General features: G+C 71.9%; 8 protein-coding genes and 1 pseudogene. 2 read left to right on the top strand and 7 right to left on the bottom strand.

Annotated features, from left to right (window positions below; translation table 11 throughout):
- From ACZ6CZ_RS22710 to tkt, 5 genes and pseudogenes are all read right to left on the bottom strand, one after another.
- Positions 1 to 320, bottom strand: a pseudogene (locus ACZ6CZ_RS22710) (glucose-6-phosphate isomerase); the annotation flags it as partial.
- Position 321: 1 nt separating this feature from the next.
- The gene (gene opcA, locus ACZ6CZ_RS22705) at positions 322 to 1248 is read right to left on the bottom strand and encodes a glucose-6-phosphate dehydrogenase assembly protein OpcA (protein WP_469023991.1); all 927 of its coding nucleotides are present in this window, start codon (positions 1246 to 1248) and stop codon (positions 322 to 324) included.
- Positions 1245 to 2822, bottom strand: a complete 1578-nt coding sequence (gene zwf, locus ACZ6CZ_RS22700) for a glucose-6-phosphate dehydrogenase (RefSeq protein WP_469023988.1) — start codon at positions 2820 to 2822, stop codon at positions 1245 to 1247. Before zwf ends, opcA begins: the two co-directional genes overlap by 4 nt.
- On the bottom strand, positions 2819 to 3964 hold the full coding sequence (gene tal / locus ACZ6CZ_RS22695) for a transaldolase (protein ID WP_469023986.1): 1146 nt from the start codon (positions 3962 to 3964) through the stop codon (positions 2819 to 2821). The genes zwf and tal overlap by 4 nt, the downstream gene beginning before the upstream one ends.
- Positions 3965 to 3983: 19 nt before the next feature.
- A complete protein-coding gene (gene tkt / locus ACZ6CZ_RS22690) occupies positions 3984 to 6059 on the bottom strand; it encodes a transketolase (protein WP_469023984.1) in 2076 nt (691 codons plus the stop codon).
- 146 nt (positions 6060 to 6205) lie between these two features.
- Between tkt and ACZ6CZ_RS22685 the strand changes: the two genes are divergently transcribed.
- Positions 6206 to 7144 carry a helix-turn-helix domain-containing protein gene (locus tag ACZ6CZ_RS22685; protein WP_469023981.1) on the top strand — a complete coding sequence of 313 codons (939 nt, stop codon included), beginning with the start codon at positions 6206 to 6208 and terminating at the stop codon, positions 7142 to 7144.
- Positions 7145 to 7242: 98 nt separating this feature from the next.
- Here ACZ6CZ_RS22685 and ACZ6CZ_RS22680 read toward each other — a convergent pair whose 3' ends face one another.
- Entirely contained in the window at positions 7243 to 8661 is a 1419-nt protein-coding gene (locus tag ACZ6CZ_RS22680) for a glycoside hydrolase family 16 protein (RefSeq protein WP_469023979.1), read from the bottom strand.
- Between the two features lie 276 nt (positions 8662 to 8937).
- Here ACZ6CZ_RS22680 and ACZ6CZ_RS22675 point away from each other — a divergent pair, with 276 nt between their 5' ends.
- Positions 8938 to 10275: a 6-phospho-beta-glucosidase gene (locus ACZ6CZ_RS22675; protein WP_469023976.1), complete on the top strand. Its 1338-nt coding sequence runs from the start codon at positions 8938 to 8940 to the stop codon at positions 10273 to 10275.
- Between the two features lie 55 nt (positions 10276 to 10330).
- On the opposite strand, the gene ACZ6CZ_RS22670 is transcribed toward ACZ6CZ_RS22675, so the two are convergent.
- Positions 10331 to 12016, bottom strand: coding sequence for a carbohydrate binding domain-containing protein (locus ACZ6CZ_RS22670; protein WP_469023975.1), 1686 nt, complete (start codon positions 12014 to 12016; stop codon positions 10331 to 10333).
- Positions 12017 to 12087: the final 71 nt, after the last annotated feature.

Genomic DNA, 12087 nt, shown 5'->3' with positions numbered 1-12087 from the left:
AGCGCGGTGTGCAGCACCGCCCGGTCCTCGGTGACGTTGATCTTCTCACCGCGGAACATGGCGTCCCGCAGGTCGAAGACCCCGGTGGCGGCGGCGAGTTCCCGGAGCAGGGCCAGGCTCTCGTCGGTGATCAGGTGCTTGCTGTAGTCGATGTGCAGATCACCGACGCGCAGGACGTACCGTTCGGCGCGCCCGGGATCGGCGGCGAACAGCTCCCGCAGCGGGGCGCGGAACCCGGCGCGGTGGTCGGTGAGCGCCGTCCACTCGGGGCGGCGGGTCAGCTCGGTCTGGGACAGGTCATCTGACAGGGAGTCAGACATCTCAGGCGTTCTCCTTGGTGGCCTCGCCGCGCAGGGCGATGGCGTACATCTCGTCGGCGTCGAGGCGGCGCAGCTCCTCGGCGATGAGCTCCGAGGTCTGGCGGACCTTCAGGGCCAGGGTGCGGGGCGGCTGGCCCGGCAGGGACAGCGTGGCGAGGGGGCCCTCGGGCCGGTCGATGACGATGTCACCGTCCGCGGTGCCCAGCCGGACGGCGGTGACCACCGGGCCGGGGCTGACCACGCGGTCGACCTCCACGCCCAGCCGGGCCTGCAGCCAGCGGGCCAGCAGCTCGGCGCTGGGATTGTCCCGCTCGGCCTCCACGGCCGCCGAGGTCACCCTGACCCGGGCCTGGTCCAGGGCCGCCGCCAGCATCGAGCGCCAGGGGGTGAGCCTGGTCCAGGCGAGGTCGGTGTCGCCGGGCGCGTAGTGGCGCATCCGGGCGTCCAGGACGTCCAGCGGGCGCTCGACGGCGTAGAGGTCGGTGATCCGGCGCTGGGCCAGGGCGCCGAGCGGGTCCTTGGAGGGGGTGTCGGGGGCGTCCACCGGCCACCACACGACGACCGGGGCGTCGGGCAGCAGCAGCGGCAGGACCACGGAGTCGGCGTGGTCGGACACCTCGCCGTAGGTGCGCAGCACGACCGTCTCGCCGGTGCCGGCCTCGGAGCCGACGCGTACCTCGGCGTCCAGCCGTGAGGCCGTGCGGTCCCGCAGGGTGCGCGCGTGCCGCTTGATGACGACCAGGGTGCGGGAGGGGTGCTCGTGCGAGGCCTCCTCGGCCGCCTTCAGCGAGTCGTAGGCGTTCTCCTCGTCGGTGACGATGACCATCGTCAGCACCATGCCCACCGCGGGGGTGCCGATGGCGCGGCGGCCCTGCACCAGTGCTTTGTTGATCTTGCTTGCCGTGGTGTCGGTCAGGTCGATCTTCATGGCCTGCGCCAGCTCCGTCCGTCTCGTGCGAGCATCTCGTCTGCTTCCTCCGGACCCCAGGTGCCCGCCTGGTACCGGGCCGGCCTGCCGTGCGCCGACCAGTACTCCTCGATCGGGTCGAGGATCTTCCAGGACTCCTCCACCTCCTGGTGGCGGGGGAACAGGTTGGCGTCGCCGAGCAGCACGTCCAGGATGAGCCGCTCGTACGCCTCGGGGCTGGACTCCGTGAACGACTCGCCGTAGGCGAAGTCCATGGACACGTCCCGGATCTCCATCGAGGTCCCGGGCACCTTGGAGCCGAAGCGGACGGTCATGCCCTCGTCGGGCTGGACCCGGATGACGATCGCGTTCTGGCCCAGTTCCTCGGTGGCGGTGGAGTCGAACGGCGAGTGCGGGGCCCGCTTGAAGACCACCGCGATCTCGGTGACCCGGCGGCCAAGACGCTTGCCGGCGCGCAGGTAGAAGGGGATGCCCGCCCAGCGGCGGTTGTCGATCTCCAGCTTGATCGCGGCGAAGGTGTCGGTCTTGGACTTGGGGTCGATGCCCTCCTCCTCCAGGTAGCCGGCCACCTTCGCACCGCCCTGCCAGCCCGCCGTGTACTGGGCGCGCACGGTACCGCGGGCGAGGTCCTCGGGCAGCCGGACCGACTTCAGCACCTTCAGCTTCTCGGTGAGCAGGGACTCCGCGTCGAACGCGATGGGCTCCTCCATCGCGGTGAGCGCCATCAGCTGCAGCAGGTGGTTCTGGATGACGTCACGGGCGGCGCCGATGCCGTCGTAGTACCCGGCCCGGCCGCCGATGCCGATGTCCTCGGCCATGGTGATCTGCACGTGGTCGACGTAACTGCGGTTCCAGACGGGCTCGTACATCTGGTTGGCGAAGCGGAGCGCCAGGATGTTCTGGACGGTCTCCTTGCCGAGGTAGTGGTCGATGCGGAACACCTGGTCGGGCTCGAACACGTCGTGCACGATCGTGTTCAGCTCCTGGGCGCTGGCCAGGTCGCGGCCGAACGGCTTCTCGATGACCGCGCGCCGCCAGGCGCCCTGCGGGCCCGTAGCCAGGCCGTGCTTCTTCAGCTGCTGCACGACCTTGGGGAAGAACTTCGGCGGCACGGAGAGGTAGAACGCGAAGTTGCCGCCGGTGCCGCGGGAGGCGTTGAGTTCCTCGACCGCGTCGCGCAGCTGCTTGAAGGCGGTGTCGTCGTCGAAGTCGCCGGGGATGAACCGCATCCCCTCGGCCAGCTGCTGCCACACCTCCTCGCGGAACGGCGTGCGGGAGTGGTCGCGCACGGCGTCGTGCACGACCTGGGCGAAGTCCTGGTCCTCCCAGTCCCGGCGGGCGAAGCCGACCAGCGAGAAACCCGGCGGCAGCAGGCCGCGGTTGGCCAGGTCGTAGACGGCCGGCATCAGCTTCTTGCGGGACAGGTCGCCGGTCACCCCGAAGATGACCAGGCCCGAGGGGCCCGCGATCCGCGGCAGCCGCCGGTCACCCGCGTCACGCAGCGGGTTCACCCAGTCGGCGGCCGGGCCGACCGGCACCCGCACCTGTGCCGCCTGGTCCGTGGTCTGCGTCATCGCGCCTCAACTCCCTTGCTGTCCAGGGACTTCGCGACGGCGTCCAGCAGGTCCTGCCAGGCAGCCACGAACTTGGCGACGCCTTCGTCCTCCAGCTGCCGGACGACCTCGTCGTAGGGGATGCCGAGCCGCTCCACGGCGGCGAGGTCGGCGGCGGCCCGGTCGTAGCCGCCGGTCACCGTGTCCCCGGTGATCTCACCGTGGTCGGCGGTGGCGTCCAGGGTGGCCTCCGGCATGGTGTTGACCGTGCCGGGCGCGACCAGCTCGTCCACGTACAGGGTGTCCTTGTACGCCGGGTCCTTCACGCCGGTGGAGGCCCACAGCGGGCGCTGCGGGTTGGCGCCGGCCCCGGCCAGCGCCGACCAGCGCTCACCGGCGAACACCTCCTCGTACGTCCGGTAGGCCAGCCGGGCGTTGGCCAGCGCGGCCCGGCCCTTGAGCGCCGCCGCCTCCGGGGTGCCCAGGGCGTTCAGCCGCTTGTCGATCTCGCTGTCGACGCGGGAGACGAAGAAGGAGGCCACGGAGTGGATCGAGGACAGGTCCAGACCCCGGTCCCGGGCCTTCTCCAGGCCCGCGAGGTAGGCGTCCGTCACCTCGCGGTAGCGCTCCAGGGAGAAGATCAGCGTGACGTTGACGCTGATGCCGAGGCCGACGACCTCGGTGATGGCCGGCAGGCCCGCCCGGGTGGCCGGAATCTTGATCATCACGTTGGGGCGGTCGACCAGCCAGGCGAGCTGCTCGGCCTCGGCGATCGTGGCCGCGGTGCGGTGGGCGAGACGGGGGTCGACCTCGATGGAGACGCGGCCGTCGACGCCGCCCGTGGCGTCGTACACCGGGCGCAGCACGTCGGCGGCGGCCCGCACGTCGGCTGTGGTCAGCATGCGGACGGCCTCGTCGACCGTGACGCCGCGTACGGCCAGACCGGTGAGCTGCTCCTCGTAGCCCGTCCCGGAGCCGATGGCGGCCTGGAAGATCGAGGGGTTGGTGGTCACGCCCACCACGTGGCGCCCGGCGACCAGCCGGGCCAGGCCGCCGCTGGTGATCCGCTCGCGGGACAGGTCGTCCAGCCAGATGGACACGCCCTCACCGGAGAGGCGCTCGAGTGCTCCCGCGGTCGCGGTTGCTTCGGTCACTGTGATCATCTTCCTTCTGGCGATCGGATCAGGCGCGGGCGGCGGCCAGGGATTCCCGGGCGGCGGCGGCGACGTTCTCGGGGGTGAAACCGAACTCGGTGAACAGGGTCCCGGCGTCGGCGGAGGCGCCGAAGTGCTCCAGGGAGACGATGCGCCCGGCGTCCCCGACGTACCGGTACCAGGTCAGGCCGATGCCGGCCTCGACGGCGACGCGGGCCCGCACCGACGGCGGCAGCACCCGCTCGCGGTACTCGCGCGGCTGCTCCTCGAACCACTCGACGCACGGCATGGACACCACCCGGGTGCCGGTCCCGGCGGCCTCCAGCAGCTCGCGCGCGGCGACGGCCAGGTGCACCTCGGAGCCGGTCGCGATGATGATCACCTCCGGGACCTCGGACGACGACTCGCGCAGCACATAGCCGCCCCTGGCCGCGTCCGGGTCGGGCGCGTACGTCGGCACACCCTGGCGGGTCAGCGCGAGCCCGTGCGGGGCCGGGTGCGTGGTGTGCCTCTTCAGGATCTCGGCCCAGGCCGTCGCGGTCTCGTTGGCGTCCGCCGGGCGGACGACGTTCAGGCCGGGAATCGCGCGCAGCGCGGCCAGGTGCTCGACCGGCTGGTGGGTGGGGCCGTCCTCGCCGAGACCGATGGAGTCGTGCGTCCACACGTACGTCACCGGCAGCTGCATCAGGGCCGACATACGGACGGCGTTGCGCATGTAGTCGGAGAACACCAGGAAGGTGCCGCCGTAGATCCGGGTGTTGCCGTGCAGGGCGATGCCGTTCATCTCCGCGGCCATGGAGAACTCGCGGATGCCGAAGTGGACCGTACGGCCGTACGGGTCGGCCTCGGGCAGCGGGTTGCCCGCGGGCAGGAAGGACGACGTCTTGTCGATGGTGGTGTTGTTGGAGCCGGCCAGGTCGGCCGAGCCGCCCCACAGCTCGGGCAGCACCCCGCCGAGCGCCTGGAGCACCTTCCCGGAAGCGGCGCGGGTGGCGACGGACCCGCCCTCCTCGAACACCGGCAGGGCGTCCTGCCAGCCCTCGGGCAGCCGGCCCGCCACCACGCGGTCGAACAGCGCGGACCGCTCGGGGTCGGCGCCGCGCCAGGAGTCGAGCTGCTTGTCCCAGGCCGCGTGGGCCTCGGCGCCCCGGTCGAGGGCGGCGCGGGTGTGGGCGAGGACGTCCTCGTCCACCTGGAAGCCGCGCTCCGGGTCGAAGCCGAGGAGGCGCTTGGTGGCGGCGACCTCGTCGGCGCCGAGGGCGGAGCCGTGGGCGGCCCCGGTGTTCCGCGCGTTCGGGGCGGGCCAGGCGATGATGGTGCGCATGGCGATGATGGAGGGCCGGCCGGTCTCGGCCCGGGCCGCCGTGAGCGCCGCGTACAGGGCGTGGACGTCGATGTCGCCGTCCTCGGCCGGTTCGATCCGCTGGGTGTGCCAGCCGTAGGCCTCGTAGCGCTTGAGCACGTCCTCGGAGAAGGCCGTCGCGGTGTCGCCCTCGATGGATATGTGGTTGTCGTCGTAGAGGAAGACCAGGTTGCCGAGCTTCTGGTGGCCCGCCAGGGAGGAGGCCTCCGCGGAGACGCCCTCCTGGAGGTCGCCGTCGGAGACGATCGCCCAGACGGTGTGGTCGAAGGGGGACTCGCCCTCGGGGGCCTGCGGGTCGAACAGGCCGCGCTCGTAGCGGGCGGCCATGGCCATGCCGACGGCGTTGGCGACGCCCTGGCCGAGCGGTCCGGTGGTGGTCTCCACACCGGCCGTGTGGCCGTACTCCGGGTGCCCGGGCGTCTTCGAACCGTGGGTGCGGAACGCCTTCAGGTCGTCCAGCTCCAGCTCGTACCCCGACAGGTACAGCTGGGTGTAGAGGGTCAGCGAGGTGTGGCCGGGGGACAGCACGAAGCGGTCACGACCGGCCCACTCCGGGTCGGCCGGGTCATGACGCATCACCTTCTGAAAGATCGTGTACGCGGCCGGCGCCAGGCTCATCGCGGTGCCGGGGTGGCCGTTGCCGACCTGCTGCACCGCGTCGGCCGCCAGCAGCCGGGCGGTGTCCACGGCACGCCGGTCGAGGTCGGTCCACTCGAAGCCGTCGGATGTCTGCGTGGTCATCTTCAAGAGTCCTCGTTCCAAGCAGGGAATCTGTGCCGGATACGTTCAAACCTAAAAGTCTGACTTTTTCGACGGAAGGTCGGGGTGTGTCAGCCTGTGGTGAAAGTGGGACAGTGATCACGCGAGAGAGACGGCACAAGAAGGACATGGCAGACAGAGGTGCCCACAGCGCCCACCCGGCACAGGACGCCGACGGCCCCGCAGGCCGCGGTGACGGGATCAGAACCTTCCCCTTCCCGGCCGACCTCGCCGCCGGCGGCGTCGGCATGCGGATCGGCCCCCTGGACTCGGGCCGACCCTGGCACTCCGACGCGCCCCTGCACCGCGTCCACCGCATCGACTTCCACGTGGTCATGCTCTTCGCCGACGGCCCCATACGGCACATGGTCGACTTCACCGAGTACGAGGCGACGGCCGGCGATCTGCTGTGGATCCGCCCCGGGCAGGTCCACCGCTTCTCCCCGGATAGCGTCTACCGCGGAACCGTGCTGACCATGCAACCCGGCTTCCTGCCCCGCGCCACCGTCGAGGCGGCCGGCCTCTACCGCTACGACCAGCAGCCCCTGCTGCACCCCGGGCCGGCCCAGCTCACCGCGGTACGGGCGGCCCTCGGCCAGCTCCGGCGCGAGTACGAGGACACCGACACCCTGCCGCCCAGCCTGCACACGGCCGTGCTGCGGCACACCCTCAGCGCGTTCCTGCTGCGCCTGGCCCACCTCGCCGCGCCCTCCGCGCCGGCGACGGGACAGCAGGCTGACACCACCTTCACCCTCTTCCGGGAGGCGGTCGAGCAGGACTTCGCCACCAACCACAGCGTCAGCGCCTATGCGGACGCGCTCGGTTACTCCCGCCGGACGCTGGTGCGCGCGGTGCGGTCGGCCACCGGCGAGACACCGAAGGGCTTCATCGACAAGCGGGTCGTCCTGGAGGCCAAACGCCTCCTCGCGCACACCGACCTGCCGACGGGCCGCGTGGGAGCGGCCGTCGGCTTCCCCGACGCGGCGAACTTCTCCAAGTTCTTCCACCTGCACACCGGCCGCACCCCGGTGGCCTTCCGGGCGGAGCTGCGCCAGGGCCACTCCTGAGGGCGGCGCCGCGAGCGAGGGCCTCGCACGCGAGGACGCCGGGGGCCGGCCCGCGGGTGCGGGCCGACTCCCCGGCGTCGCCGGTGGGTTCGCGCCGGTCAGTGACCGAAGTCGAACCAGTTCACATTGACGAAGTCCGCCGGCTGTCCGCTGGTGAACGTCAGGTACACGTCGTGCGTGCCGGTCACCGCGCCGATGTTCGCCGGCACCGTCCGCCACGACTGCCAGCCGCCGGTGTTGCCGACGGCGAAGCTGCCGACGGGGGTGCTGGAGCGGCTGTCGAGGCGGACCTCCACCAGTCCGCTCACCCCGGACGCGGCCCCGCTCGCCACCCGGGCGTAGAACTGCGTGGCCGCGCCGGAACCGAAGTTGACGCCCTTGTACAGCGCCCAGTCACCGTTGGCCAGGGCGCCGATGTTCTGCCCGCCGCCGGTGTCGGAGGTGGTCTCGGTGATCGTGCCGGACTGGCTGTCGTAGGACTCGGCCTGCACGGCGCTGTAGGCGTCGCGGTTGCCGGTGGGCGGCGGGGTGGTGCCGCCGCCTCCGCCGCCGCCGGACTGGAGGACCTGCACGTAGTCCACGGTCATGGGGTGGCCGGGCTCGGTGCCGCTGTCCGGTCCGCCGCCGAAGGCACCCGGGAAGCCGCCGCCCATCGCCACGTTGAGGATGACGAAGTACCCGTGGTTGGTGGCATTCGCCCAGGTCGTCGCGTCGACCTGGTTGGCGCGCACGGTGTGGAAGTTGACGCCGTCGAGGTAGAAGCGGATCTCCTCTGGGCTGGTCGAGCGGTCCCACTCCATCGCGTAGGTGTGGAACCCGGCCTGGCAGGTGGTCCCGGTGCACGGGGTGTTGCCGCCGATGCCGGACGTCTCGTTGCAGGGGCCGCCGGGGTTGGTACCGCAGTGCATGGTGGCCCAGTCGGTGTTGAGGCCCTGGACGTTCTCCATGACGTCCAGCTCACCGACGGCCGGCCAGTTCTGGTAGTTGCCCCGGAAGGGGGCGCCCAGCGTCCAGAACGCCGGCCAGTAGCCCTTGGCGGCGGCGCCGGTGACGTTGGGCAGCTGGATGCGGGACTGGATGCGCAGCTTGCCACCGGCCGCGGGCTGGAAGTCGGTGCGGGTGGTCTCGATCCGGCCGGAGGTCCAGTGGCCGGACGCGTCGCGGCGCGGGGTGATGAGCAGGTTGCCGTTGCCGTCGAGCGCGACGTTGCTGGTGCTCGACGTCATCGTCTCGACCTCGCCGGTGCCCCAGTTGCCGGCGCCGCCCGGGTACGAGGTCCCGGTGTCGTATAGCCAGTTGGCGGTGTTGACGCCGGAGCCGGCCGCGCCGTTGAAGTCGTCGAGGAAGACCTGCGTCCAGCCGGACGGCGGCGTGGGCGCGGAGGCGCTGGCGGGCAGGGTGGCGGCCGTGGCGGCCGCGGCGGCCAGGCCGAGCGTGGCGAGCACGGCGACGAGTGCCCGGCGCACGGGACGCGTCCGTCTGCCCTCGGTCGGCGGTATACCGGAGGTTTCACGCATGGGGGTGCCTCTCGGGTACGGGGAGAAGGTGCGGGTGTGGTGAGAGCGGTCCGCCTGAGAGCGCTCTCAGGGTGTCGCCAATGTGCTCTCCGCGCCCGGAGTCGTCAAGGCTTAAAACAAGGAAAGTCCCATCGCCGCCTGGGAGTTCACCCCATGAAGCCAGAATTGGGCGGGAGTGCGCCCGGCCGCCCGGCGCGGCGTCCGGGCCGGGCCGGCGGCGGTGCCGAGTAGGGTGCACGGGATCGGCGGCGGCGGAGGTGCGGGAAGGGTGCGGGCGTGAAACTGACGATCCTGGGCGGCGGCGGGTTCCGGGTGCCGCTGGTGTACGGGGCGCTGCTGGCTGACCGCGGCGAGGGGCGGGTCACCCGGGTCGTCCTGCACGACCTCGACGACGGCCGCCTGCGCGCGGTCGCCCGGGTGCTGGCCGAACAGGCGGCGGACGTCCCCGGCGCGCCCCGGGTGAGCGCCACCACCGACCTGGACGAGGCCCTGCGCGGCGCGGACTTCGTCTTCTCGGCGATCCGCGTCGGGGGACTCCAGGGCCGCGCCGACGACGAGCGGGTGGCGCTGGCCGAGGGCGTCCTCGGCCAGGAGACGGTCGGCGCGGGCGGGATCGCCTACGGCCTGCGGACGGTCCCGGTCGCCGTGGACATCGCCCGGCGGGTGGCCCGGCTGGCGCCCGACGCCTGGGTCATCAACTTCACCAACCCCGCCGGCCTGGTCACCGAGGCCATGTCCCGCCACCTCGGCGACCGCGTCATCGGCATCTGCGACTCGCCCGTCGGCCTCGGCCGCCGGATCGCCCGCGTGCTCGGCGCGGACCCGCGCGAGGCCTTCATCGACTACGTCGGCCTCAACCACCTCGGCTGGGTGCGCGGCCTGCGCGTCGCCGGACGCGACGAACTGCCCCGCCTGCTCGCCGACCCCGCTCTGCTCGGCTCCTTCGAGGAGGGCCGGCTGTTCGGCGCCGACTGGCTGCGCTCGCTGGGCGCCGTCCCCAACGAGTACCTGCACTACTACTACTTCGACCGCGAGACCGTACGCGCCTACCAGGAGGCCGAGCGGACCCGCGGCGCCTTCCTGCGCGACCAGCAGGCCCGGTTCTACGCCGACGCCCTTCAGCCGGACACCGGCGCATTGAGCGCCTGGGACCGCACCCGCGCCGAGCGCGAGGCCACCTACATGGCGGAGAACCGGGAGACGGCCGGCGCCGGTGAGCGCGAGGCCGACGACCTCTCCGGCGGCTACGAGAAGGTGGCCCTGGCCCTGATGCGGGCCATCGCCCGTGACGAGCGCACCACCCTCATCCTCAACGTGCGCAACCGCTCCACCCTGTCGGTCCTCGACGCCGACGCGGTCATCGAGGTGCCCTGCCTGGTCGACGCCAACGGCGCCCACCCGCTGGCCACCGACCCGCTGCCCGGCCACGCCACCGGCCTGGTCTGCGCGGTGAAGGCCGTCGAGCGCGACGTGCTCGCCGCCGCCGCCTCCGCGTCCCGCGCGGCGGCGGTGCGGGCCTTCGCGCTGCACCCGCTGGTCGACTCGGTGACCGTGGCCCGCAGGCTCCTCGACGGCTACACCGCCGTCCACCCGGGCCTGGCCTATCTGGCCTGAACCACCGAAGGGGGTGCCCGGCCGGGCACCCCCTTCGTGCGGCCGTGCCGCCGGTTCAGCCGGTGAAGCCGGCCGTGATCGAGGTGAACTGCCAGGTGTTCTGGCTGATGCCGGAGCAGTTCTCGGCGACCCCGCCGCCCGGGCACGGCCGGTCGCGGTTGACCGACCAGAAGGCGAGCCGGGCGATGTGGTGGGAGTTCGCCCAGTCACGGACTTGCGTCCAGATCGCCGGGGTGGTGCTCTCCTGCTGGTCGGACAGGCCGTTCATGCCGGAGATGCCGATGTGGGCGTAGGCGGTCGCGTCGTCCCAGCCGAAGGTGGACTTCAGCTTGTTCTTCAGCCCCTCGGTCGCGTTGACGGTGCTGCCGTACATGTCGGAGCCGCCGCCGAAGTCGAACGGCATGATGGTGAAGACGTCGATGTTCGCGCCGAGCGACTGGGCCTGCTCGATGAGCCGGTTGCCGTAGTAGGTCGGGCCGGTCGTCGAGGTGCCGAAGGTGACGATGGTCCTCAGGCCCGGGTTGTTGGCCTTGACCGTCTTCAGCGCGGTCAGGATCCTGGCCTGCACGGCCTCGTTCTCGAACTCGTCCGTGTTCTCGATGTCCATGTCGATCGCCTTGAGGCCGTAGGCGTCGATCACCTTCTGCAGCGCCCCGGCGAGCGCGCCGGCCGACGAGCAGTTGGCGCCGAGCTTGCTGCCCTGCCAGCCGCCGAACGACGGGACGATGTCGCCGCCGGCCGAGCGGATCTGGTTGACGGCGCTCTGGTCGACGCCGCCGGTCAGCGGGCGGCTGCCGTCCCAGGCGGGGGTGCAGCCGCCGGAGTCCAGCACGAACGCCATCGTGAACCACTTGACGCCGGTCGCGCTCATCACCGTGCTCGGGTTCGGCGGATCGCCCCAGCCCTCGTAGAGGTAGGGCGCGGCCTGCGTGAAGGCGCCCCCGCCGCTGCCCGCGTCGGTGGTGACGGAGACGGAGTTGGAGGCCGCGGAGGTGTTCCCGGCGGCGTCCCGCGCCTTCACGGTGAAGGTGTAGGCGGTGCTCGGCGACAGCCCGCTGACCGTGGCCGACGTCCCCGAGACGCTCAGCACCTGGCTGGAGCCGCGGTAGACGTCGTACGCCGTCACGCCCACGTTGTCGGTGGCGGCGTTCCACTTCAGCGACACGGTGGACGACGACTTGCCCGTCGAGGTGAGCGAGCCGGGCGCCGTCGGTGCCTGGGTGTCACCGCCGCCGCCTCCGCCGCCCGGGCCGTCGAGGCTGATGTCGTCGGCGTAGTAGGTGCCCTGCGCGTACCAGCCGTGCACGTAGATCGTGGCGCTGGTCTGGGAGGCGCCGGTGGTGAAGGACAGGCTCAGCTGGCTGTAGGCCGAGGGGGAGGAGGTCCAGGTGGAGTTGCCGCCGTTGACGCCCAGGTAGACGTAGGAGCCGCGCACCCAGCCGCTGAGGCTGTAGGTGGTGTTCGGCTGGACGGCGACGGTCTGGCTGCACTGCGCGTTGTCGCCGGCGGTCACCGCGCCCTGCAGCGCCTTGGAGCCGCCGTGCACGGGGGAGGAGACCACCGAGCCGAGGTTGCCGGTGCACGTCCAGGGGGAGAGGCCGCCCGATTCGAAACCGGGGTTGGTGAGTACGTTGGCCGCCTGTGCCGTGCCCGGCAGGGCGATGGCGCCGGCCAGCGCCAGCGCCGCGGAGCCGACCAGGGCGAGGACACGGTGGCGGGACCGTCTGAAGGGGTTGCGCACGCGATCTCCCTGTGGGGATGGGGGTGTTCGGGAGTGCACGGGATGTGCGGATAAGGGTGCGCAACAAAGTT

Source organism: Streptomyces sp. NPDC041135 (assembly GCF_055592085.1).
This window is presented reverse-complemented; position numbering and strand designations above follow the sequence as displayed.

Bases quoted from the DNA above. Each gene is read 5' to 3' on its own strand.
- opcA (WP_469023991.1), bottom strand. From the start codon at position 1,248: ATGAAGATCGACCTGACCGACACCACGGCAAGCAAGATCAACAAAGCA.
- tkt (WP_469023984.1), bottom strand. From the start codon at position 6,059: ATGACCACGCAGACATCCGACGGCTTCGAGTGGACCGACCTCGACCGG.
- ACZ6CZ_RS22680 (WP_469023979.1), bottom strand. From the start codon at position 8,661: ATGCGTGAAACCTCCGGTATACCGCCGACCGAGGGCAGACGGACGCGT.
- zwf (WP_469023988.1), bottom strand. From the start codon at position 2,822: ATGACGCAGACCACGGACCAGGCGGCACAGGTGCGGGTGCCGGTCGGC.
- ACZ6CZ_RS22685 (WP_469023981.1), top strand. From the start codon at position 6,206: ATGGCAGACAGAGGTGCCCACAGCGCCCACCCGGCACAGGACGCCGAC.
- tal (WP_469023986.1), bottom strand. From the start codon at position 3,964: ATGATCACAGTGACCGAAGCAACCGCGACCGCGGGAGCACTCGAGCGC.